19 protein-coding genes and 1 tRNA gene are annotated in these 22,487 nt (G+C 70.8%); 3 read left to right on the top strand and 17 right to left on the bottom strand.

The annotated features are described in order from the left end of the window. Nucleotides 1-4: 4 nt before the first annotated feature. The 10 genes from IF47_RS0117770 to IF47_RS0117725 all read right to left on the bottom strand — a co-directional run bounded on the left by IF47_RS0117770 (nucleotide 5) and on the right by IF47_RS0117725 (nucleotide 10,796). A complete protein-coding gene (locus IF47_RS0117770; protein WP_031509798.1) occupies nucleotides 5-829 on the bottom strand; it encodes an SDR family NAD(P)-dependent oxidoreductase in 825 nt (274 codons plus the stop codon). Further along, nucleotides 822-1,790: a ketoacyl-ACP synthase III gene (locus tag IF47_RS0117765; RefSeq protein ID WP_031509797.1), complete on the bottom strand. Its 969-nt coding sequence runs from the start codon at nucleotides 1,788-1,790 to the stop codon at nucleotides 822-824. The genes IF47_RS0117770 and IF47_RS0117765 overlap by 8 nt, the downstream gene beginning before the upstream one ends. Nucleotides 1,791-1,910: 120 nt before the next feature. Then, on the bottom strand, nucleotides 1,911-2,957 hold the full coding sequence (locus tag IF47_RS0117760) for a ketoacyl-ACP synthase III (RefSeq protein ID WP_031509796.1): 1,047 nt from the start codon (nucleotides 2,955-2,957) through the stop codon (nucleotides 1,911-1,913). After that, nucleotides 2,954-4,771: a CoA-transferase gene (locus IF47_RS0117755; protein WP_051717832.1), complete on the bottom strand. Its 1,818-nt coding sequence runs from the start codon at nucleotides 4,769-4,771 to the stop codon at nucleotides 2,954-2,956. Before IF47_RS0117755 ends, IF47_RS0117760 begins: the two co-directional genes overlap by 4 nt. Further along, on the bottom strand, nucleotides 4,768-6,060 hold the full coding sequence (locus tag IF47_RS0117750; protein WP_051717831.1) for a beta-ketoacyl-[acyl-carrier-protein] synthase family protein: 1,293 nt from the start codon (nucleotides 6,058-6,060) through the stop codon (nucleotides 4,768-4,770). Before IF47_RS0117750 ends, IF47_RS0117755 begins: the two co-directional genes overlap by 4 nt. Nucleotides 6,061-6,308: 248 nt before the next feature. Further along, entirely contained in the window at nucleotides 6,309-6,995 is a 687-nt protein-coding gene (locus tag IF47_RS0117745; protein WP_483855126.1) for an ABC transporter permease subunit, read from the bottom strand. A gap of 171 nt (nucleotides 6,996-7,166) precedes the next feature. Continuing rightward, nucleotides 7,167-8,111, bottom strand: a complete 945-nt coding sequence (locus IF47_RS0117740) for an ABC transporter ATP-binding protein (RefSeq protein ID WP_245641147.1) — start codon at nucleotides 8,109-8,111, stop codon at nucleotides 7,167-7,169. Nucleotides 8,112-8,268: 157 nt separating this feature from the next. Continuing rightward, nucleotides 8,269-9,021 (bottom strand): enoyl-CoA hydratase/isomerase family protein, encoded by a 753-nt coding sequence (locus tag IF47_RS0117735; RefSeq protein WP_037732846.1) that lies wholly within the window; start codon nucleotides 9,019-9,021, stop codon nucleotides 8,269-8,271. Between the two features lie 74 nt (nucleotides 9,022-9,095). Beyond that, a complete protein-coding gene (locus IF47_RS31610; protein WP_031509790.1) occupies nucleotides 9,096-9,731 on the bottom strand; it encodes a response regulator transcription factor in 636 nt (211 codons plus the stop codon). Nucleotides 9,732-9,995: 264 nt separating this feature from the next. Beyond that, entirely contained in the window at nucleotides 9,996-10,796 is an 801-nt protein-coding gene (locus IF47_RS0117725; RefSeq protein WP_031509789.1) for a helix-turn-helix domain-containing protein, read from the bottom strand. 51 nt (nucleotides 10,797-10,847) lie between these two features. Here IF47_RS0117725 and IF47_RS0117720 point away from each other — a divergent pair, with 51 nt between their 5' ends. Continuing rightward, nucleotides 10,848-11,159, top strand: coding sequence for a 4a-hydroxytetrahydrobiopterin dehydratase (locus IF47_RS0117720; RefSeq protein WP_031509788.1), 312 nt, complete (start codon nucleotides 10,848-10,850; stop codon nucleotides 11,157-11,159). A gap of 38 nt (nucleotides 11,160-11,197) precedes the next feature. On the opposite strand, the gene IF47_RS31605 is transcribed toward IF47_RS0117720, so the two are convergent. From IF47_RS31605 to fdhD, 5 genes are all read right to left on the bottom strand, one after another. Then, entirely contained in the window at nucleotides 11,198-11,827 is a 630-nt protein-coding gene (locus IF47_RS31605) for a S1 family peptidase (RefSeq protein WP_051717828.1), read from the bottom strand. Nucleotides 11,828-11,905: 78 nt separating this feature from the next. Further along, a complete protein-coding gene (locus tag IF47_RS31600; protein WP_245641157.1) occupies nucleotides 11,906-12,328 on the bottom strand; it encodes a hypothetical protein in 423 nt (140 codons plus the stop codon). Between the two features lie 225 nt (nucleotides 12,329-12,553). Further along, nucleotides 12,554-13,381 carry an aldo/keto reductase gene (locus tag IF47_RS0117710; RefSeq protein ID WP_031509787.1) on the bottom strand — a complete coding sequence of 276 codons (828 nt, stop codon included), beginning with the start codon at nucleotides 13,379-13,381 and terminating at the stop codon, nucleotides 12,554-12,556. Between the two features lie 94 nt (nucleotides 13,382-13,475). After that, nucleotides 13,476-15,302 (bottom strand): AMP-dependent synthetase/ligase, encoded by a 1,827-nt coding sequence (locus IF47_RS0117705; protein ID WP_031509786.1) that lies wholly within the window; start codon nucleotides 15,300-15,302, stop codon nucleotides 13,476-13,478. Between the two features lie 218 nt (nucleotides 15,303-15,520). Next, nucleotides 15,521-16,381, bottom strand: coding sequence for a formate dehydrogenase accessory sulfurtransferase FdhD (gene fdhD / locus IF47_RS0117700; RefSeq protein ID WP_031509785.1), 861 nt, complete (start codon nucleotides 16,379-16,381; stop codon nucleotides 15,521-15,523). 250 nt (nucleotides 16,382-16,631) lie between these two features. Here fdhD and IF47_RS0117695 point away from each other — a divergent pair. Together IF47_RS0117695 and IF47_RS0117690 are read left to right on the top strand one after the other, a co-directional pair. Further along, a tRNA-Leu gene (locus IF47_RS0117695) sits at nucleotides 16,632-16,719 on the top strand. 661 nt (nucleotides 16,720-17,380) lie between these two features. Then, a complete protein-coding gene (locus IF47_RS0117690) occupies nucleotides 17,381-19,054 on the top strand; it encodes a DUF262 domain-containing protein (protein ID WP_031509784.1) in 1,674 nt (557 codons plus the stop codon). A 216-nt stretch (nucleotides 19,055-19,270) separates the two neighbouring features. On the opposite strand, the gene IF47_RS28835 is transcribed toward IF47_RS0117690, so the two are convergent. Together IF47_RS28835 and IF47_RS0117680 are read right to left on the bottom strand one after the other, a co-directional pair. After that, a complete protein-coding gene (locus IF47_RS28835) occupies nucleotides 19,271-20,026 on the bottom strand; it encodes an EcsC family protein (RefSeq protein WP_051717826.1) in 756 nt (251 codons plus the stop codon). Nucleotides 20,027-20,301: 275 nt separating this feature from the next. Continuing rightward, the gene (locus IF47_RS0117680; protein ID WP_031509782.1) at nucleotides 20,302-22,443 is read right to left on the bottom strand and encodes an ATP-dependent helicase; all 2,142 of its coding nucleotides are present in this window, start codon (nucleotides 22,441-22,443) and stop codon (nucleotides 20,302-20,304) included. Nucleotides 22,444-22,487: the final 44 nt, after the last annotated feature.

Below are 22,487 nucleotides of genomic sequence, written 5' to 3'. Positions count from 1 at the left end.
GCTGTCATCCGACGACGACCCGGCTGGGAAGTCCGCCACCGTCCACCTCCAACACAGTGCCTGTTATCGCGGTGTTCCGTGCCGCGAACGCGACCGTGGTCGCGATGTCCTGTTCGCTGCACCAGCGGCGCAGCGGTACGTGCCCGCGCAGGGCCTCCATGTAGGCCGCGTGGCGCGGGCTGGCCGCGCTGCGGCGGCGCAGGGCCGCGCCGTCGATGACGCCGGGGGAGACGGCGACGGCCCGGATGCCGTACTCGCCCAGCTCCACCGCCCAGGTGCGGGTCAGCGACTCCACCCCCGCCTTCGCCGCGCTGTAGGCCGACTGCCCGTAGGAGCCGGCGCTGACGGCGGAGGAGATGTTGACGATGACGCCCGGCGTGCCGTCGCGCAGCATCGCCTCGGCGGCCCGGCGGCCGACGAGGAAGACGCCGGTGAGGCAGAGCCGCACCGTGCGCTCCCAGGTGTCGACGGGGTGCGGTTTCAGCTCCCTGTCCCCGGGGTCGTCCCCCTCCCGGACCCCGACGAGGCGGTGCGAGTAGTTGCCGCCCGCGTTGTTGACGCACAGCTCCAGGGGCGGGGCGCTCTCCGCCAGCTCCTCGAACAGGGCGTCCACGGAGGCCGGGTCGGTGACGTCGGCGCGGACGCGGTGCAGCTCGACGCCTTCCTCGGCCGCCTCCCGGACCCGGGCGTCGAGGTCCTCCTCGGAGCGCCCGCAGATGACGGTGTGCCAGCCCTCGCGGGCGAGGTGCCGCGCGATGGCGGCGCCCAGCCCCCGACTGCCCCCGGTGACCAGCGCGGTGCGGGGGGAGCCGGCGATCGGCTCAGACATGGAACAGGAGCCCCCCGTAGAACCACCCGGAGCCGACCGTGGGGGTCAGGACGAGGTCGCCCGGCCGCAGCCTGCCGTCCTTGGCCATCTCGGAGAGCACGATCGGGATGGACGCGCTGCCGGTGTTGGCCCGCTCCTCGAAGTTGGTGACGAAGCGCTCCTCGGGGATGCCGAGGCGTTCGCGGACGGCCGCGTGCAGCGGTCCGGTGCCGGGGTGCGGGACCACCCAGTCGATGTCGGCCATCTTCACCCCGGAGCGGGCCAGCATCCGTTCGGCGACCTCGGTGTGGGAGGCCACGGCCACGTCGACGAGCGTCTTCTTGCTCTTGATCCAGCCCTGCGGGGGCAGCACGGTGACGGTGTCGCTGGCCTCGCCGTCGCTGATCAGCAGGGTGTCCAGCAGTCCGGGCTCGCCGCCCGGGGTCTTGGCGAGGACGACGGCTCCGGCGGCGTCGCCCACGATCAGCTCGCCCTTGCTGCCGGGCCGCACCCGTCGGGAGAAGCGGTCCACGCTGGAGACGACGGCGGTGGTCCAGTGCGGGGTGGCGGCCAGCAGCGCGGCGGCGGTCTGCACGCCGTGGACGAAGCCGGTGCAGGCGCCGCACAGGTCGAAGGCGAGAGCGCGGTCGGCGCCGAGGAGGTGGGCGGTGACGGGCCCGAACTCGGGCACGAACTGCCGGTCGGTCCAGTTGCTGACGATCAGCAGGTCCACGGCGCCGGGCTCCACCCCGGCGTCGTCCAGGGCCTGCCGGGCCGCCCTGCGGGCCATGTCCTGCGGAGTCTCGTCCTCGTCGGCGACGTGCCGGGCGCGGACGTCGATCCTGCCGATGACGGCCGCGTCCACGGCGTTGCCCGCGGGATCGTCGCCGGTTTCGTTGACCACTCTGGTGCGCGGGTAGTAGTGGCCGTATCCGGTGATCCGGATGCCGGCCTCGCGCCAGAGGGCGTGCTCTTCCTTCACGAGGTCCTTCCCTGGTGGATGTCCTGGTCGTCGCCCCGGGCGGCGCGGCGGTCCGCCGCGCCGCCGATCATCGGCGACTCACTGGTGGCGGCTCACTGGTGGCGGCTCATCGGCGGCGGCTCACTGGTAGCGGAAGAGCATCGCGCCCCAACTGAAGCCGCGGCCGATGCCCACCGAGGCGATGAGGTCGCCGGGGCGGATCACACCGGCCTCGACGTTCTCCGCCAGGCAGCTCGGGATGGAGACGCTGGAGGTGTTGCCGCGCTTCTGGATGTTCGTCAGGACCCGGTCCTCGGGCAGCTCCAGTTCCGCGCAGACCTGGTTGATCATGTTGAGGTTCCCCTGGTGGGGGATGAACCAGTCGACGTCGGACACCTTCAGCTTGTTGCGCTCCAGCAGCTCCCGGCCGGCCTGCACCAGCAGCTTGGGGCCGAGGTCGCCGACCTGGCGGCCACGCATGATCATCTTGTCGTTCTCGTCGATGTCGAAGGCGTTGAAGTGCTCGCCGTCGGAGTGGAGGACGACGTCCAGCAGGCCGGGCTCGGCGGTGTCGGCCGACCAGACGGCGGCGGCCGCGCCCGCGCCGAACAGGGCGGAGTAGCGGTAGTCGAAGTTGAGGATGGGGCGCGGGTTCTCCGCGCACACCACCAGGGCGTTCCGTATCCCCATCACGGGCAGCAGGGCGCAGGCGACGGAGCTGGAGTACATGAACCCGGCGCAGGCGACGGCGCCGACGTCGAAGCAGGTGGCCCGCTTCAGCCCCGCCTGGTGCTGCAGGGGCAGCGAGATGTCCATGTAGTTGTTGGTCGCGGAGGAGGGGTTGACCCGGGGCCTGGTGGTGGAGGTGGTCCCGATCACCAGGTCGATGTCGTCCGGCTCCAGACCGGCCTGCTCCAGGGCGCGGTCGACGGCCTTCACGGCCATCTCGACGGCGCGCTCCTTGTCGTCCTCGGGCCAGTGCCGGGAGGAGATCCCGGTGTGCTCGCGGATCCAGGCGTCGTCGATGCCCAGGGCCTCCATGGCCTCGAAGTGGTCGTTGCGGACCGGCTCCCCGGGGAAGTAGTGCCCGATGCCCGCCAGCCGGGCGGGGGCGAAGGTGCTGGGCCGGGCGGCGGGGGCGGGTGCGGAACCGGCGGACGGGGCCTCGGGAGGGAGGACGGTGGTCATCGGTAGTGGCCTTCCGGATCCATGCGGCGCAGGGCCGCGAGCTCTTCTGCGGTGATGGGTTTCTCGTGCGAGGCGTCGGAGGCGGAGGCGTCCCAGGAGGTGAGCCGGGCGATCGCCGTCTCGGGGTCCTCGGGCGCGTCCGGGCCGCCCGCCGGGGGCAGCCAGGTGGCCAGCCGGAACGGCTCGTCGGGGCCGGACCGGTGGAAGCGGCCGAACTGGGAGACCACGTCCCTGATCCGGTGTCCCGGACTGGTCAGGTGCGTCACGGTGGGCACGTAGCGGCGCGGTGAGGCGGTGGCGACGACGAGGCAGTCGGTGGTGGACGCGATGTCGTTGGCGCCGCCGGAACCGGTGATCCAACGGCCGTCGGGCAGCGCGGTGGTGTTGAGGTTGCCGGCGCGGTCGACCTCCGCCGCGGCGAGCACCCCCAGGCAGCGGGGGTTGGCGGCCACGACGCCGCCCAGCACCTCCGGTATGCCGGAGAGCATCCGCGACCGCGTGGCGTGCCGCTGGCTGAACAGGAAGACGTCGCCCGGCTCGGGGTCCATGGACTGGAAGCCGAGTTCGGCGGCGACGTGCACGGTGATGCCCCGTTCGGCCAGCATGCGCGCGGCGAGCCAGACGGCCATGTGGGAGGCGCCGATGCCGGCCAGCAGCGTGTCGTAGCCGCGCTCGACCACCGCCTCGGCGACGGCCCGCGCGCCGAGCACGATGAGCTGTTCCTGCGCGGTGGGCGGCTCGACGGCCTCCTCGGCCTCCGGTCCGGCCTGCCGCGCGCTCGGCGGCGAGGGCTTCGCGGCGGTGTCCTTGGCGGGGTCCCCGGTGGACCGGGGGTCCGGCAGCAGGAGGGAGTCGCGCCGTGCGCCGAGGCGCTCCACGTACTCGGCGTGTCCCCGGACGCCGCCGACCCAGGTGTCGAACCACTCCCGCGCGGTCTCCGGCTCGCGGCAGGCCCGCACGATCTCCGCCAGGTGGTCGAAGTCGTCCAGGTACCCGGACACCCCGGCCAGACCGTCGGTGCGCAGGGACTGCGGGTGGGCGCCGAACGGCGCCTCGCACACCCCCAGCACCCGGGAGGCCGGCAGGACCACCCGGTCCGGCATGCGGGCGATCACCTCGTCGTCGACGATGGCCTCGACGGAGACGAGGACGCCGCGCCGCGCCGCCCAGGCCGCCCAGGCTCCCTCGCCCAGCGGGGGCACGGCGACGACGTTGCCGTGCCGGTCGGCGCAGACCCCGTGGAAGAGGGCGTAGTCGGGACGGAGCGGCTCCAGCAGGGACACCCGGCGCTCCGGGTCCTCGGGGTGCGGCACGAGGTGCAGCAGGCCCTCCTTGCCGTGGCGCAGGTCGCTCTCGGCGATCCGCGAGCCGGTGGTGGCGAAGGGCTGGCCCAGCGCGGCGGCCATCAGCCGCTGGGTGTAGGTCAGCAGCGACCACAGCTCCACCTCGAACGGCTCGCCGGAGGCGAGGTTCCGGTAGAGGCGGTTGGGTCGCGGGGAGGGGTAGGTGTCGCCGAGGAAGCCGGTGATCACCTTGCGCACCGCCCCGGAGAGGGCCAGGGCGTGGGCGTTGGAGTGCACGGCGGTGGTGCTGACCGTCAGGCTCCGGGTGCCCCGGAAGACCCGGGCGAGGGCGTTGAGCAGGGCGTTGGGCCGGGAGAGGGTGGCGGCCAGGTGGACGTGGTCCCCCGGCTCGACGAAGCGTCGGACGAGGTCGTCGGGGCCGTCCGCGAGGACGGGACCCGCCGTCCTGGGCCACGGTCCGTCGGTGTTCGGTCCGCCGGTGGTCGGTCCGTCGGTGGTCGCGGTGCTCACGAGGCACGCTCCAGGGCCATCAGGGAGGTCTGGCTGCCGAAGGCGAAGGACATCGACAGGGCGAGTTCGAGGTCGGCGTCGCGCGGTCCGTCGGCCACGTGGTCGGTGTCGCACTCGGGGTCGGGGTTGACGAGGTTGGCGGTCCTGGCGAGCCGCTGGTGGTGCAGCATCAGCGAGGTGGCGGCCACGTTGATCGTCCCGGCCATGCCGAAGGTGTGGCCGTAGATGGGCTTGTTGGAGCCGTGCGGGGGCAGTTCGGCGTCCTCGCGCTCCGGGTAGAGGGCGCGCAGCGCGCGGCTCTCCGCCAGGTCGTTGTAGCGGGTGGCGGTGCCGTGCCCGCAGATGTAGCCGACCCGGTCCCGGTCGCGGTCCACGTCCTCCAGGAGTCGGGACATGACACCTGCGGTGACCTTGCCGGTGAGGTCCATGCTGGTGCCGTGGGCGGCCTCGTTCAGGGCCCGGTGGCCCAGTATCCGGGCGTAGGCGCGGGCTCCCCGGGCACGGGCGGAGGACTCCCGCTCCAGGCAGAGGGTCACCGCTCCCTCGCCCATGGCGAAGCCCGAGCGGTCGCGGTCGTAGGGGCGCACGGCGCGTCGCGGGTCCTCCCGTTCGGGGGAGAGGACGCCGTCGCCGAGCGCGAGGTAGCAGCGGACCACCTCGGGGAGGATGGGGAACTCGTGTCCGCCGGCCAGGACGACGTCGGCGCTGCCGGACCGCAGTTCGCGCAGGGCGAGGCCGATGGCGTGGTGGCCGCCGACGCAGGCGCTGCTGATGGTGGTGACCAGCCCCTGGGCCTGTACGTGGATGGCGGCCATGGTGGCCGGGCAGCCGGCCAGCCCGCGGAACATCGCTCCGCTGTCGCCGTAGGGGACCGCCGGGTCCGGGGCGTGCATCGCGGAGCGCCACCACTCCAGGGGGCCGCGGGAGGAGGACTGGACGATGCCCAGCCGCTCGGGCGGCACGTCCCCGCGGCGGAGCCCCGCGTCGCGCAGCGCCTGGGCGATCGCGGACATGGCGATCAGGATTTCCCGGCTGTATTTCCCGGCGTGCCCGTCGGGAAGCTCGGGGAGGTCATGGCGGTGGTCGAACTCCTCGATCTGCGCGGCCGCGTGGACGGGAAGGCCGAGTGCCGTGGAGTCGAATCTCTTGAGGGGGCTTATCTGGGATGTTCCGGTCGAGATGTGGTCCCAGAATTCCCGTGCGTTCCGGGTTCCGGGGAGCACGGTTCCGATTCCTGTGACGACGACGGGTTCCTGCCGTCCAGCAATTGAGGAGTCACCACTGTCCATGTGACGAACCTAGCGGGGCGTCGAGGGCGCGGGAACTTACGTCCGGTACTCAATGAGGACCGCGCATGATGACCGTTGATACTCAATGCCGGCGCCCGCGGGGGGAGGGACGGGCGCCGTCTCCGGTCCCGGAGGAACCCGTCTTTCCGGCGCCGGGTGCCCCGGAAGGACGGCCCCGGAAAGACGGCCGCCCCGGGAGGGGACCCGGGGCGGCCGAGATCGGGAGCGCCGGCACGGCCGGCCGGCGGTCAGGCGGTCTTGACGTCCCGTCGGTCGACGACGGCGGTGCCCACGGCCGCGAGCACCGCGCAGCAGACGGCCAGCAGCGCGATGCCGCCCCAGGGGAAGCCGTTCGCCAGCGGGTCGGAGCCCAGCGCCCACTCCCAGGGCGAGACGGCCGCGAGGGGTTCGAGGGCGTCCGACAGCGGGGCTATGGCGTGCAGCAGGTAGCCGACGACCAGCACGGCGGCGGCCGCGCCCACGGTGACTCCGCGCCGCGCGCCGAACGCGGCGACGGCGTAGGCGACCCCCGCGTGCAGCACGGCGAGCAGCCAGGTGGTGAGGGACACCGCCGACACGCCGGCGGCGGTCACGTCCATGTCGAGGGAGACGACGGACATCAGCACCGCGGCCCACACCAGGAACGCCACCACGGCGAGGGCGAAGGCCACCACCAGGAAGCGCAGCAGGTAGACGCTGCGGCGCTCGACGGGCAGGGCGAGGAGCAGCTCCAGCCGTCCCGCCTCCTCGTCGCCCGCGGTCAGCGTGCCGGTCGCGGTCACCGCCATGAGCCCCAGCAGGAGGGGCAGCAGAACCGCGTAGAGATTCCCCTTGAGATATCCGACGGCGGTGTTGATTTCCGCCACGCCGAATGCGTCGGCCAGTTCGGGGGAGAGGCCGGAGGAAAAGTCCTCAAGCGATCCGGATTCCTCCATGGAGGGCCATACTCCGACCACGGAGAGGGCGAGGAGAACAAGTGCGGCGGCCCAGGCGATGATACTGCGACGCTGTACGTGGACACCGCGGACGAAAAGCTCGGAAGTCGGCGACGACAGCGAGGGGGGTGACGTCATGGTCTTCTTCTTTCCTGCTCGGAGAAATCGTCGTCAGATGCCCGCGGCGTCGGCGCCCGCTTCGACGCGCCCGCCGGTGTCCGTCCGGTCGCCGTCCGTCCGGTAATGGTGGAAGAACGCGTCCTCCAGGTCGGGCTCCGGCGCGGTGAGCGAGTCGAGCCGGTACCGGGACAGCGTCCGCAGCAGGGCGTCGGGCGAACCGGTCCAGGCCACGGTGACGCGCTGTCCCTCGGCGGTCACCTCGGCGGCGCCGGGCAGTCCCTCCAGTTCCGTCAGGGGCGGGACCTCGTCGGTGAACACGGCGTGGAACTTCTGCGCGGCCCCCCGGCGGAGCCGCGCGGTCTCCCCGGAGGCGACGATCCGGCCGGCCCGCAGGACGGCCACCGATCCGGCGACCCGCTCCACCTCGGAGAGGATGTGCGAGGAGAGCAGCACGGTGCGTCCCTCCCGGGCGACCTCCGCGACCAGGTCGAGGAAGACCTGCTGCATCAGGGGGTCGAGCCCGTTGGTGGGCTCGTCCAGGACCAGCAGGTCGGGCCTGGACATGAAGGCGCCGACGAGACCGACCTTGCGGCGGTTTCCGGTGGACAGGCCGCGGACGGCCTTCTTCGGGTCCAGGGCGAACCGCTCGATCAGCTCGTCCCGGAGGGCGAGGTCCACGGTGCCGCGCAACCGTGCCCAGGACTCCAGCGTCTGAAGGACCGTCAGGCGGTCGTCCAGGCGCAGCTCGCCGGGGAGGTAGCCGATCCGCCGCCGCACCGCCGCGTCGGCCAGCGGGTCCTGCCCGAGCACCCGCACCCGGCCCGACGTCGGCCGGGACAGGCCCATCAGCATCCTGATGGTGGTGCTCTTGCCGGCGCCGTTGGGGCCCAGGTAGCCGAAGACCGAACCTTCGGGGACGGTCAGGTCCAGGCCGTCGACCGCCGTGAAGTCACCGAAGCGCTTCGTGACCCCTTCGCAACTGATTGCCGCTGCCACACCTTCTCCGATCATCAGGGCGGTGGGCGCGCACGCCCCCGTCGGCCCCCTGGGGTCTCCACACCGCCGACGACATATTCTATAGATTCAGTAGTTGCTGAACGAAATTAGTGCACGTGGCCCGGGGGCCGCAAACGGAAGCGGGGGGTGCGGTGCCTCACACGTCCCGGGCCGCCACGGCGGCCCCCCACCAGTACCCGTCCTCGACGCCCAGGGCGGTGGCCCTGTCCAGGTGCCCCGAGTCGCGCAGCAGGCGCGTCGCGGCGGACAGCAGGGCCGAGTCCGTCCGTGCCAGGGCGCGCGCCAGTTCCAGGGCGGTCGGCAGCGCCTCACCGTCCGCGGTGAGGCGCTCCACGCCGCCGAGTTCGGCCAGCCGGGCCGCCGGCAGACGAGCGCCGGTCAGCAGCATGTCGGCCGCGACCCCGCGGCCGACCCGGCGCAGCAGGGAGTGGACGCCGCCCCCACCGGGGATCGCCCCCACTCCCAACTCCGGCAGACCGAATCGAGCCCCCTCCGCCGCGATCACGAGATCGCAGGCGAGCGCCACCTCCAGACCGCCGCCGAGGGCGTGCCCCTCGACGGCGGCGACGGTGGGCAGGGGAAGGTGGTGCAGGGTGGAGAGGACGGAGCGGAAACGGGCCCGGCGCACGGCGCGCCGGGACAGGTCCCGCCAGTCGGGCTCACGGGTGTCCGCCCCGCTGGAGAAGGAGGGGCCGGCGCCGGTGAGCACCAGGCACCGCGGCGCCTCGTCGCTCTCCGGGGCGGGGGCGGCGAGCCGCGCGAGCACATCGGCCAGCCGCCCCAGCATCTCGGTGGACATCGCGTTGTGGCGGTCCGGCCGGTTGAGCACGACGGTGACCACCCGCTCCCCGGTTCGCACCAGGACGCTCTCCCGGCCGTCCGACGACACGGCCACTCCTCTCCGGTCGGCTTTCGGGGCCGACCCGTCACGGTTCATCGGAGCTTTGCCTCCGCTTTGCCCTGTCAAGCCGCTTTGAACTCGCCGCGCAGCAGTTCTTTCCTGCTGGAAACGCCCATCTTCCTGAACACTCGGCTGACATAATTCTTCACGGTCTGCCTGGTGAGGGAGAGTTGGTCCGCGATCTCTTCATTGGAGCGGCGCAGGAGGAGAAGCTCCAGTATTTGCTTTTCCCGTTGCGTTAAACTGGCCTTCAGGGGCCGACCTTCATCTGTGACAGATGAAAGGGAGGTGAAGTTCTCGCCCAGGTGCAGGAAACTCCTGCCGTCGAGCGCGTCCAGGAATGCGGAGACCAGATGCTCCAGCGGGCAGGAATCGTGGACGAAGCCGGCCGCGCCGCAACGGATGGAGTCGACCGCCGCCTGGGCGTCGCTGCTCCTTCCATACATGACAATCCTGACCCTGCCCGCATCATTTATCCAGGTCAAAGGGTACTTCCAGGACTGCGCCCGCCACTGTTCGTACTCCAGCAGGAGGACGTCCGGGCGGTGTTCGCGCACCACGGTTTCCACTTCTCCCAGCCGCGACGCGCCGCCTGTGAAGTGGAGAGTCGCGTGTGGTCGCAGCAAGTCTCCCATGGCTTTTCTGACAAGCGGAGACGCATGAATTATGGCAATTCTGCGCCCGATGGCATCGCTCATGCCAAGCTCCCCCATGGGGGGGACGCACCGCCACCGTTCACGTTGTGACGGGTGGCCGCCCCCCTCGTTTAGCACGTTCGCGAAGACGATAACACACGTTTGTGGAACGGAGGTTCAGTCATGTAACAGACATGTTTATGCGGATGACGGGCCGCAGAGAAACATCACGGTTGTCACTTTTGACCACTTTAAAAATTTATTACCCAGGAGTAAAAATACCGGGCGGTAGCACGGCCGCCGAGCGGGCGTCGTCGGCGTGAACCGTCACCCCAGGATCGCCGGAAGCGCGGCGGCCGTCCCCGGATCGGCCGGGACGAAGGTCTCGATGGCCAACTCGGAGACGGTCACGTCCATCGGGGTGTTGAACGTGGTGATCGTGGAGAAGAACGACAGCGTCCGCCCCCCGTGGTCGAGCACCAGGGGCAGGGCGAAGGGAGTCTCGCCGCCGCGCCGTTCGGTGCCGCCCTCGGGCAGCGGATAGGCGGCGACCTCCTCGTACAACTCGCGCAGCGGCGCCGAACGCAGCAGCGCGAGCTGACGCCGCATCTGCTCCAGCAGATGCTCGCGCCACTCCAGGAAGTTGCGGATGCGCGGGGCCAGGCCATCGGGGTGGAGGGTGGCGCGCATGGCGTTCAGCGGGGGTCGCAGCAGGTGCTCGGCCACCCCATCCAGAAGGACGGCGATGCCGCGGTTGGCGGCCAACACCTCGTACCGGCCGTCGACCACCAGGGCCGGATACGGCTCATAGGCCGTCAGGACCCGCTCCAGGCCCTGGCGGAGGGAGGTCAGGGAAGGGTCGTCCACCGGGGTCTCGGGATAGTGCGGCGCGTACCCGGCGGCCAGCAGCAGCGCGTTCCGTTCCCGCACGGGAACGGACAGGTGCTCGGCCAGCCGGAGCACCATCTCCTCGCTGGGTCGGGCCCGTCCGGTCTCGACGAAACTGATGTGCCGGGCCGAGGAGCCGGCGCGCAGGGCCAGCTCCAACTGGCTGAGTCCGGCGCGCTGCCGCCAGTGCCTGAGCAGGGGGCCCACTGCGGTGCTCGCGTCGGTTGCCACGTATCCCATGACCGCGACCCTAGGCTTGGAGGGTCGTCCAGTGAAAGCGAGATTCGTGTCATGGCGCCGCGACCGTTGACCCCGGAAGAGATCGACAGTGCCCTGGCGGAGCTGCCCGGCTGGGAGTGGGACCGGGAGGGGAACCTGCTGAGGCGTTCCTACTCCTTCGCCCGGCACCTCCAAGCCGCGGCGATGGTGGTCCATGTGGCCGAGATCCAGGACGAGTCGGACCACCACGCGGATCTGCTGCTCGGCTACAACACGCTGGGCGTGTCGGTGAACACCCACAGCGTAGGCGGAAAGGTGACCGAGCTGGACGTGCGGCTGGCGCGTCGTATCGAGGGGATCGCGGCGGCGCACGGGGCGAGGTGAGCCCCGCCCCGTGCGCCGTGGGGCTCAGACCGTGGGGCTCAGCCCGTGACGAGGGTGAGGCCGTAGGCCGACAGGATCTCGTCGACCGGCCGGTGGTACGTGGTGCCGCCGGTGGTGCGGTTGCCCGAGCCGCCGGAGGTCACGCCCTGTGCCTGGTCGCCGGAGACGTAGGCGCCGCCGGAGTCGCCGGGCTCGGCGCACACGGTGGTCCGGGTCGCCCCGCGGACGGTGCCCTCCGAGTAGGTGACGCAGGTGTCGTGCTGCTCGATGGTGCCGCGGTGCCGGCCGGTGGTGGAACCGGAACGGCGGACGGAGGAGCCCACGGGCGCCCGAGTGGAACCGCCGACCGTCACGTCGACTCCGGCGGCGCCCTTGACGTGCGGGGTGGCGGTCCGGTCGCCGTTGGTGGCGATCCAGGCGTGGTCGTCACCGGGGAAGGACGAGCCCTGGAACGTGCCCTGGGCGGTCCGGTCGTGACCGGTGATGGAGCTGCCGACGGTTCCGCGGTGGCCGGCGGTGAGGAAGCCCCGCCGGTCGCCCTTGGTGACGGGGAAGCCGATCGAGCGGCGGCCGGAGCCGTTGACGTGGTACGCCTCGCCGCCGCGCGGGTCGGCGTAGGCCCGCGGCTTCTCGGTGGGCCCCACGATCCGCACCAGACCCTCGTCCACGCCGCCGGCCTCGACGAACGCCTCCGTCTCGGCGGTGTCGGAGGCGTGGACGACGACGCTGTCGGTGCGGACGTCGACCTACCACACCGGCGCGGCGGTGGTGGCGTTCCGCTCCGCGGCCTTGGCCAGGGCCGCCTTGGCCTTCTCCGGGGAGCGCATGTTGTGCTCGACGCCCCTCGCCTCCGCGCCGGCGGCGGTGACGGTCCCGGCCTCGGCGGCGGATATGCCGAAGTCGCGCTGCATGGCCTGCAGGGTGCCCGCGGGCATCCCCTCGGCGACGCGGAGGGCCTGGGCGGTGAGGGCGTCATCGGCGGAGACGTCGGCGGAGGCGGGGGCGTCGGTGGAGGACGACGACACCGCTCCGGCGATGGAGGGCAGGGCGGTCAGCGCGAGGGCGGTGACGGCGAGAGCCGCATCGACGGTCGGACCACGGCCGTGGCGTGTTCGTTCTCCTCGATGTGGGGGGGAGATGCGGGGGGATGAGCGGCACGCCACGGGCATCGGCCCGGACGTGTACCCGGCAAGCCGCCCGCCCGCGGCACACCGAAATCACCTATCGGACACCTGTGGAGAGGCGGTCACGGGACCTTCGCGCCCGGTCACACGGAGGTCTCCGGCCCTTCGCCTCCGAAGCCGCCCCCGAGAAGCCGTCCGCCGCGCGGCGTGACGGAACCGCGCGGCGGACGTGCTCACCGAACCCCCGCCCCCGGACGGCGGCGGGAAGGGTCAGCCCAGGGTGTCCGGGTCGGCACCGAGCCGGTTGCCGGTGTCGAGCCCGGCCAGCTCCGCCATGTCGCCGTCCTCCAGGGCGAAGTCGAAGACGTCGATGTTCTCCTCGATCCGGGAGGGGGTGACGGACTTGGGGATCACCAGGTTCCCGAGCTGGAGGTGCCAGCGCAGCACGACCTGGGCGGGGGTGCGGCCGTGCCGGCGGGCGATCTCGCCGATGGCCGGATCGTCCAGCAGGCCCTTCCCCTGACCCAGGGGCGACCACGCCTCGGTGGCGATGCCGTGCTCGGCGTGGAAGGCGCGCGACTCGGCCTGCTGGAACCAGGGGTGGAGCTCGATCTGGTTGACGGCCGGCACGATCGAGGTCTCCTCCATCAGCCGCCGCAGGTGGGTGGGTTTGAAGTTGGAGACGCCGATGGCCTTGGCCCGGCCGTCGGCGTACAGCTTCTCCAGCGCCTTCCACGTCTCGACGTAGCGGTCCTGCCTCGGCGCCGGCCAGTGGATGAGGTAGAGGTCCACATACTCCAGGCCGAGCCGCTCCAGGGACTCGTCGAAGGCCCGCAGGGTGGAGTCGTACCCGTGTCGATCGTTCCAGACCTTGGTGGTGACGAAGAGTTCCTCGCGCGGCACCCCGGAGTCGGCGATGGCCCGACCGGTGCCCCGCTCGTTGTGGTACAGGGCGGCGGTGTCGATGCTGCGGTAGCCCGAGGCGATGGCGTGGGCCACGGCGGGGGTGGCCTCCTCGTCCGGAACCTGCCACACGCCGAAGCCGAGCTGCGGCATCCGGACGTCGTTGTTGAGGATGATGTTGGGAACCTTGCTCACGTGTGTGTGGTCCTTCGGTCGGTTGGCGGCACGTTTACCCGGCGGCACAACGATCATGGCCGTCACCGCATTCCCGGCGGACGGCAGTCCGGGGTCAACCGTGGTAGAGCGCCTCGATCTCGACCGCGTACGCCTCCTCGACGGCCTTCCGACGCAGCTTCAGGGAAGGGGTGAGCAGCCCCTCCTCCTCGGTGAACCGCGAGCCCAGTATCCGGAAGGTGCGGATGGACTCGGCCTGGGAGACGAGGGTGTTGGCGGCCACCACCGACCGTCTGATCTCGGCCTCCAGATCGGGGTCGCGGACGAGTTCGGCGGGACCGAGGCGGGGCTTGTTCCGCATGGTCAGCCAGTGGTGCACGGCCTCCTCGTCGAGGGTGATCAGAGCGGCGACGTAGGGCCGGTCGTTGCCGACGACGATGCACTGGTCCACCAGGGGGTGCGCCCGCACCCGATCCTCCAGGAGCGTGGGGGACAGGCTCTTGCCGCCGGAGGTGATCAGGATGTCCTTCTTGCGGCCGGTGATGGTCAGGTAGCCGTCCTCGTCCAGGGAACCGAGGTCGCCGGTGGCCAGCCAACCGTCGCGCAGGACCTCGCCGGTGGACCGGGGATCGTTGAGGTAGCCGGCGAAGACATGGCCGCCGCGCAGCCACACCTCGCCGTCGTAGGAGACGTGGACGGTGGTGCCCGGGATGGGGACGCCGACGGTGCCGAAACGGGGCCGCTCGGGCGGGTTGGCGGTGGCCGCGGCGGTGGATTCCGTCAGCCCGTACCCCTCGAAGACGCGGATGCCCGCGCCGTCGTAGAACAGCCCCAGACGCCTGTCCATGGCCGAGCCGCCGGACATGGCATGGCGGCAGCGTCCGCCGAGCGCCGCGCGGAGCCTGGAGTAGACGGTCCTGTCGAAGAACCAGTGCTGGAGCCGGAGGGCGGGACCGGGCCCGGGACCGGTGCCGAACGCCTTGCGCTCCACGGCCTCGGCGTAGCGGACGGCGACCTCCACCGCCTTGTCGAAGACGCCGTCCCGGCCCTCGGCCTCGGCCCTGCGGCGGGCGGCGTGGAAGATCCGCTCGAAGATGTAGGGCACGGCCAGGACGAAGGTGGGACGGAATGCCTCCAGGTCGGGCAGGAGCGCGGTGGCGGTGAGGTTGGGCTGGTGGCCGAGCCTGACGCGGGCGCGGACCGCGCCGACCTCGACCATCCTCCCGAAGACGTGCGCGAGCGGCAGGAAGAGGAGGGTGGCGGGCTGCTCGCCGGACTTGGTGGTGAACACCGTCGCGTAGCGCCGGACGATGTTGTCGCACTCGGCCATGAAGTTGCCGTGGGTGAGCACACAGCCCTTGGGGCGGCCGGTGGTGCCGGAGGTGTAGATGACGGTGGCCGGGGTGTCCGGGGTCAGCGCGAGCCGGTGCCGGTGCACGACGTCGTCGTGGAGGTGGGCCCCGGCGGCGGACAGCTCGCCCTCGGCGTCGGCGTCGAGCTGCCACAGTCGCTTCAGACGCGGCAGCCGGGCGACGACCGAGCCGACGGTCATCGCGTGGTCCTCGTGTTCCACCACGGCGGCCGTCACCTCGGCGTCGTGGAGCATCCAGCGGACCTGCTCGGCCGAGGAGGTGGGGTAGATCGGCACGGGTTGGGCGCCGATGGACCACAGGGCGAAGTCGAAGAGGGTCCACTCGTAGCGGGTGCGGGACATGATGGCGATCCGGTCCCCGAACCGCACGCCCTCGGCGAGCAACCCCTTGGCCAGGGCGAGGACCTGGTCGCGGAACTCGGCGGCGGTGACGTCCCGCCAGACCCCGGAGGCGTCCTTGCGGGACAGGGCCGGTCGGCGCGGGTCCCGGTCGGCGTTGTCGAAGACGGCGTCGGCCAGCCCTCCTGCCTGAGGAGCCGTCGCCAGGGCGGGGACGGTGAACTCGCGCAATTGCCGCTCCTTGGTGCGCCGCCGCGAGGGGACCTCGCGGCGGGGCGACCGTATCCGATCGACGAGCTGTCCGGGAAGTGAGGTGATACCGCCCGGTGGGGTGAATGGGGGCAGTTCGGACCGGGAATGCCGAGCCGTCACCGTTCATCCCGGATATCCGCACGGATCCCCCGTGTGCACCACATCGTTTCGGATGTCCGGTGAAGTCCGACCGGCCGTCAGGCGCGGCCGGGCAGGGCGACGCGGTGCTCGCCGGCGTAGACGTTCATCGACGCGCCGCGCAGGAAGCCCACCAGGGTGAGCCCGGCCTCGGCGGCCAGGTCGACGGCGAGGGAGGAGGGCGCCGAGACCGCGGCCAGCACCGGGACGCCCGCCATCACGGCCTTCTGCGCCAACTCGAACGAGGCCCGGCCCGAGACCAGCAGCACCGTCTCCGACAGGGGCAGGCGCCCGTCGGTCAGGGCGCGCCCGACCAGCTTGTCGACGGCGTTGTGGCGGCCGACGTCCTCCCGCAGGTCCAGCAGCTCCCCGTCGGGGGTGAACAGCCCGGCGGCGTGCAGGCCCCCGGTGCGGTCGAACACCTTCTGGGCGGCCCGGAGTCGGTCGGGGAGGGCGGACAGGACGGCGGGGGCGACGCGCACCGGGGCGCCGTCGGCGAGCGACCAGCGGGCCGTGGTGCGGACCGCGTCCAGGCTGGTCTTGCCGCACAGACCACAGGCGGAACTGGTGTAGACGTTCCGCTCCAGCCGCAGCACGGTGTCGTCGGGGAGGGGGACGCCGGGGGCGAGGCGGACATCGACGACGTTGTAGGAGTTGCGGGTGGTGCCGTCCTCCTGCTCGGTGGCGCCCGCGCAGTAGACGATGTTCGCCACCTCCTCCGGACCGCCCAGGACGCCCTCGCTCACCAGGAACCCCGCCGCCAGCGCGAAGTCGTCGCCGGGGGTGCGCATGGTGATCGCCAGCGGCCTGCCGTTCAGCCGGATCTCCAACGGCTCCTCGGCGACGAGGGTGTCGGGGCGTTCGCTCACCGCGCCGTCGCGTACGCGGACGACACGGCGGCGCTCGGTGACTCGGCCCATGGAAGATCGTCCCGCCTCGGAATCGGTGCCGTACGGCCGTGACCATCTCCCGCCGCGGCCGGTCCCATTGTGCGCCTTCGACGAGCCGGGGACGAGTGCGCCACCGTACGCGTCCGCTCACGTGGTGTGAAAGGCCCCGCCGCCCCTCCCACACCCCACCGGACCATGGGTTATGCGGGTGAGAGGCACCCCGAAAGCTTGGTATGGTGTTCCCCGTCGCCGCGGCCGGAAGGCCGTGAGACGTACACCGGTCCGGGTGGCGGAATGGCAGACGCGCTAGCTTGAGGTGCTAGTGCCCTTTATCGGGCGTGGGGGTTCAAGTCCCCCCTCGGACACCAAGCTTTCACCAACGGAGTGCGGGTCGAGGTTGGTCTCGGTCCGCATTCTGCGTCTTCCGGACCCCGTGGGACATGTGCAGCCCGGGCTTTTGGTGTAGGCGGTTCTTTGCCGCCTGTCGGTGTTGCGAAGTGTCCCGGTGACGTTCTGCACCGCACGACAACCCCGGCTCTTCGTTCGAGTGAGGGGTTGGTCCGTCCGCGCGGCTACGGCCAGGCCATGGCGGCGGCCCGGCGGGCTTCGAGCCCGGTGATCCATCGGGCGGTGGTTCCGGACGATGGCCGCCTTTCGCCTGACCCGCCGTGCCCGGCGCGCAGAACCTGTGCCTGGCGCGTCCGCTCCATGACGGATGACCTGCAAGATGTCACGGGGTGGTCGACGGTGCCGCCCAGGACGTATCGGCCGGGAAGCGGCGCCGGCAGTGGGTCCCCCTCCGGGGCCGTGTCCTCGGTCGTACGTGGGCGGGCACGGGGCGTCAGCAGCGGCTTTGACGGGCAGGGCCTGATCCGGGAGTTGGTGGCCGTAGGGCGGACGGCCACTCGGGAAGCGGCCTCCGAGCCGGGGCCGGGAAGATGTATCTCCACTGGAAAAGCTTCCCCGGGAGGGGAGTTGAGTCGGTCGGACGAGCGCCACGGAGCTCCCCTTTTCCGACATCATCGGAGCATGCAAAAACTCGAGGCGCACGAGATGCCCCTGCACAAGGTGTTCAGCAGCGACTACGACTTTCAGATCCCTGACTACCAACGCCCCTACGCCTGGCAGGAGGAGCAGGCGATCCAACTGCTGACGGACCTGCGGGAAGCGCTGGACCGCGGGACGGATGAACCTTACTTCCTCGGTTCCATCGTGCTCGTCAAGGACGGCGGGGCCCCGAAGGCGGAGGTCATCGACGGCCAGCAGCGCCTCACAACCCTGACCATCCTCCTGTCCGTCCTGCGTGATCTCACCGGGGACCCGGACCTGCGCGGCGACCTCGACCGGTTGGTCATGGAACCGGGTGCCAAGATCCGTGGACTCGCCCCGAGGCCGCGGCTCACTCTGCGGAGCCGAGACGCGGACTTCTTCGAGAAGTACGTGCAGACGAAGGGAGCGGTGGACGCCCTGCTCGAACTCCGGGAGGACTCCCTGCGGACCGACGCGCAGAAGGCCGTCCTCCGCAATGCGGCGGCCCTGTATCGCAGCCTCACCACGCTGCCCGAGGAAAGCCGGCTGGAACTGGCCCAGATGCTCGCCGAGCGGACGTTCCTGGTCGTCGTCAGCACCCCGGATCTCGACAGCGCCCACCGGATCTTCAGCGTCATGAACTCCCGGGGGCTGGACCTGTCGCCCACCGACATCTTCAAGTCGCGGATCATCGGTGATCTCGACGAGGAGGCCTCCGAGGCGTGCGCCACCACCTGGGAGGACGCCGAGGAGATGCTGGGACGCGACGGTTTCGCGGAACTCTTCCTCCACTTGCGGATGATCTTCTCCAAGAAACGGGCGGAACAGGAGCTGCTCAAGGAGTTCCCGGAGCAGGTGCTCAGCCACTATCTCCCCGGCAAGGCCGAGGTCTTCGTCCATGATGTCGTGCGGCCGTACGCCGAGGCCTACGCCCAGATCCGGGAGGCACGTTACGAGTCCGCCTCGGGAGCGGAGGCCGTCAACGCCTGGTTCAGGCGGCTGCAGCAGATCGACAACTACGACTGGCGGCCCGCCGCTCTCTGGGCGTTGCGCCACCACGAGGACGACCCGGCCTGGCTGGACGCGTTCATGCGGGCCCTGGAGCGGCTGTCGGCCAGCATGTTCATCCGCCGTGTCTACACGACCCCTCGCGTCACACGCTATGCCGAACTGCTCCGGCAACTCGATGAGGGGCAGGGACTCGACTCCCCGGCCCTCGAACTGCGGGAGGACGAGAAGGCGGAGACCCGGGCCAGGCTCGACGGTGACCTCTACCTCGTTGGCAGGATCCGCAAGTACGTGCTGCTCAGGCTCGACGAGTTGCTGGCCCGCGGACAGGGAGTGACGTACGATCACCCGCTCATCACCGTGGAGCATGTCCTGCCCCAGAACCCGAAGGTCGATTCCAGGTGGGTCGAACTCTTCGACGAGGAACAACGCGCCCAGTGGACGCACCGTCTGGGGAACTTGGTTCTGCTGAACCGTGCCAAGAACTCGGCGGCCCAGAACTATGACTTCGCAGCCAAGAAGGTCAAGTACTTCACCGGCCGCAGAGGAGTGGTCCCCTTCGCGCTGACCAGCCAGGTGCTCCAGCACGCCGAGTGGACCCCCGAACTGGTCAAAGCCCGGCAGGAAGAACTGCTGGGGGTACTCGCGGAGGAATGGCGTCTGTGAGCGAAGTCGCACCGGGCCTGCCGCAAGCACGGCCTGCCGGAGCCCTGCCGCCCGAGAAGGAGCGGCAGGGCTCCCGTATGCGTACGGATGTCAGATGCCCCACTGCGAAGAGGCCGGCCGCGCGCTGGGACCGGCACACGCGCCGGAACGGGCCGGGCAAGCCGTCCGGACGGAAGTACGCGCTGGGGGAGCGGTGAGCAGCGATCGCCTGGTTCGTTACTTCGGTCCCTCGGCCCCGGTCTCAGCCTCGGTCTCGGCCCGCAGGGTGTCGCCGCGCAGGGCCCTGTCCGTGGCCCGTCCGATGACAGCGGTCGCTCCCGCGTCCACAGCGCCTCCGACAAGGCCCCCCAGGATCGGAACTCCCTTGGCGAGCGTGATCGCAGCGCGCTTGGTTCCGTGCTTCGAGACGAGGAAGAACCCGACCTTCTTGTTGATCGCCCGGAGCATCGCGATCGGGATCTTCTTGATCATCTGTTCGCCGAGCTTCTGGCCGACCTTCACCCCGAAGGTCGCCAGGACGTTCTGCGCGCTCATCCCGATCGCGAGCATCATCGCGACGGTCCGTACGTGCGGATCATGGATGTCCCATCCCCGAAGGTGCGCGATGGCGCCGGCCATCCGCATGTTGATGGCGATGGACGCGGCCACGTTCGCGGGGATCGTCACGCCCGCGGTGAGCAGACCTCCGAGTCCGGTGATGAACCCCTGAGCCCCGGCCGCGGCCACGGACTCCTTGATGAGGCGGGCGACGACCGCGTCGATGTCGTCCTTCATGTCCTCGGGAGAACGGCGCTCGTCGTCATCGGGCGCCCTGTAGTCGGTGCCCTGCCGACGTGAGAGGCGCTCCTCGGCCCAGGCCACCGACCCCGTGATCGGCCCCACGCCGTTCACCATGACCTTCTCCGCAAGATCGGCGGCCCACCGCCCGGTCTTCTCGACCGCTCCCTCATCAGGAGTCTTCTCGTCGGCCATCACACACCCCTTCCGCGAGCGCCCCCCGGGGCGTCCCGCACCGCTGCGGGCAGGAGAAGGATTCCGGTCGCAGGCATCCCCGGCAAGACTGTGGGTGGCCAAAGCCGCATCCCGCTTGCCGCCGCCCGCCCACCCCTTCGCGCCACGACGTCCTTCGTCGTGCTGCTTTCACGAGCCGAAGCGGTCACACTTTCCCATTCAAATGAAAGCGCCGTCAAGTTGCTTCGGTTGATTCGTGTGCGTTCGATTCAAGAGTGGCGGGTAGGTTGGGCCGGCTATCCCGCCTCGCAACCGGCCTCCACCAGGAACGGGCTCGGTTGCCCCGTCCACGAGACGTACAGGCCATCCCGGGCTCGGGTGCAGGCGACGAACAACAGGCAGCGTTCCGCGGCGAGGTCGGCCTCGTGCTGAAGCCGGTCGACCTCCTCCGGGGTGATGGCCGAAGGGTTCGGCAGGGCACGGTCGTTGACGCCGACGACGGCGGCGTAGCGGTACTCGAGCCCCTTGAAGGTGTGCATGGTGCCCACATTGACCGCGTCGTCGGTGCGGGCGGCTCCCGCGCGGACCCGGCCGGCGGGGATGCCGGCCGCGATCAGACGGTTCTTGGCTCTCTCGCACGTCTTGTTGAACCGAGCGCAGATCCCGATCTCCCCGTACGCGGCACCGCCGTCCACCCACGCACGCACCTGCTCGACCAAGGCGTCGAGCTCGGCCTCCTCCGTCTGAGCCTCGTGGACGCGCGGCCCGGAGCCGTGCAAGGCGGAGCTGTACCCGATCAGGGTGTCGTGCCGCCCGCTGTCGGCCAGATCGGCATAGGGACGGCCGAGCAGGATCCCCGTCGCCCAGCTGAGGATCTCCTGGGTGGAGCGGTAGTTCTTGCGCAGCTTGGTCGAACGGCCGGCGACGTTGATGCCGAGGGACTTCAGCGACACCCGGTTGTCGTAGATCCGCTGGTGCGGGTCGCCCGCGATGAACAGGTCGTCGGGACGCCGAGGAGCGGCCGCGCGGAGCATCCGCCACTGGGCCGGGTGGAGATCCTGGGCCTCGTCGACGACGACGTGCCGGTAGCACGGCCCCCGCTCGGTCAGCAGATCGGTGGCCTCCACGCAGGTGCCGAGGTAGGTGCGCAGTCCGTCCTCGGCCAGGCGCCGGGTGAATTCCTCCATGGTCCGCCACACCAGCGGTCGGGCGGAGGAGGGCAGCGCGCTGCCGCGGCCCCGGCGCTCGCAGCGCTCGTACTCATCCCGGCCGCGGATGTCCTGGGCGAGGACGACGTGCTTGTACTCCTGGGCGAGGAACTGCGGGGTGCCGGTGAAACCGGTGGCTGCCGCGGCCTGCTCCCACCGGGCGGTCTCCTCGTACCCGCTGAGCGGCCGGCGCGAGGTGTTGACCACGCGCCCGGCGAAGGCGTCGACGGTCATGACATCGACCCGGTCGCGCAGGTCCGGATCGTCGACGAGCAGACGGAGCCCTTCGGTGAGGGAGTCCACAAGAGCGTTGGTGAAGGTGGTGAGGAGGATGCGGTCGCCGTCGCGCAGGTGCCACAGCAGGTGTTTGACCCGGTGCAACGCGACGACGGACTTCCCGGTGCCGGGTCCGCCGGTCACCTGCGCGGGGCCGGAGTACGACGGGCGGTAGGCGACCTTGTGCTGGGTGGGGTGCAGGAAGATCCGCCAGGCGGCGAACGGCTTGTCGAGGATGTCGCGCAGTTCGTCGGCGTCCGTGACGACGGCGATCCGGGTGCGGGTGTGCGCGATGGCGGTCGCGTAGTCGGTGGTGTCGACGGGCTCCTGGGAGGCCGCGTCGGCGAGCGCCGGCACGACGACCTCCTGCCACGTCTGCTCGACACTCGCGCCGAGGGCCAGATGCTCCAGCACCTTGTACTGGTCGGGCGGGAAGAACCGCCCGAAGACGTCGAGCTGTTCCAGGCTGGTCAGCACGCGCGCCTGCGCGAGGGTGGTGGCGTCGATGCCGAGCGCGGCCATCTCCCCGTCGGAGATCTTCGCGAAGAGCCGCTGCTCCTCGGCGGGCGCGATGCGCTCATAGGCGGGGGTCAGCTCCTCCAGGGTGGCGATCTCACGGAGCTCCACGGCGCCGGTGACGGCGTTGATGGTGGCCTTCTGCTTCACCGCCCACTCGGTGGCCTCGTCGTGCGGGCCGACCCGGAGCAGCACGAAGGTGTCCCCTGTCTCGGGCGCGAGGACCACGCCGCGGTATCCCTGGGTGATCCGGATGGTCCGGATCTGCCGGTCCTTGGCGCCCTTGAGGGATTCCAGCTTCAGGCCCGGGTCCTTGAAGAGCTGGTCGAGGGTGAGCCGCTCGAACTTCTCCCAGGCTTCGAACACGCCGTTCCTGACGTGCTTCTCGAGCTTCTCCAACTGCTGACAGAAGGCCTTGTCGAGGGCGAGGTGCGGCATGACGGGATTTTAGGGCCGCCCCGGCGTGGCCGCAGGCCGTTCGG

It is taken from the genome of Streptomyces megasporus (genome assembly GCF_000718985.1).
Lineage (GTDB): Bacteria > Actinomycetota > Actinomycetes > Streptomycetales > Streptomycetaceae > Streptomyces > Streptomyces megasporus.
Note: the sequence above shows the minus strand (reverse complement) of the source record. Positions and strands in the feature narration are given on the sequence as shown.

Coding starts and splice junctions, on each gene's coding strand:
- IF47_RS0117770 (WP_031509798.1), bottom strand. CDS start 829: ATGTCTGAGCCGATCGCCGGCTCCCCCCGCACCGCGCTGGTCACCGGG.
- IF47_RS0117760 (WP_031509796.1), bottom strand. CDS start 2,957: ATGACCACCGTCCTCCCTCCCGAGGCCCCGTCCGCCGGTTCCGCACCC.
- IF47_RS0117750 (WP_051717831.1), bottom strand. CDS start 6,060: ATGGACAGTGGTGACTCCTCAATTGCTGGACGGCAGGAACCCGTCGTC.
- IF47_RS0117745 (WP_483855126.1), bottom strand. CDS start 6,995: ATGGAGGAATCCGGATCGCTTGAGGACTTTTCCTCCGGCCTCTCCCCC.
- IF47_RS31610 (WP_031509790.1), bottom strand. CDS start 9,731: ATGAGCGATGCCATCGGGCGCAGAATTGCCATAATTCATGCGTCTCCG.
- IF47_RS0117725 (WP_031509789.1), bottom strand. CDS start 10,796: ATGGGATACGTGGCAACCGACGCGAGCACCGCAGTGGGCCCCCTGCTC.
- IF47_RS0117720 (WP_031509788.1), top strand. CDS start 10,848: ATGGCGCCGCGACCGTTGACCCCGGAAGAGATCGACAGTGCCCTGGCG.
- IF47_RS31600 (WP_245641157.1), bottom strand. CDS start 12,328: ATGCCCGTGGCGTGCCGCTCATCCCCCCGCATCTCCCCCCCACATCGA.
- fdhD (WP_031509785.1), bottom strand. CDS start 16,381: ATGGGCCGAGTCACCGAGCGCCGCCGTGTCGTCCGCGTACGCGACGGC.
- IF47_RS0117690 (WP_031509784.1), top strand. CDS start 17,381: ATGCAAAAACTCGAGGCGCACGAGATGCCCCTGCACAAGGTGTTCAGC.
- IF47_RS28835 (WP_051717826.1), bottom strand. CDS start 20,026: ATGGCCGACGAGAAGACTCCTGATGAGGGAGCGGTCGAGAAGACCGGG.
- IF47_RS0117680 (WP_031509782.1), bottom strand. CDS start 22,443: ATGCCGCACCTCGCCCTCGACAAGGCCTTCTGTCAGCAGTTGGAGAAG.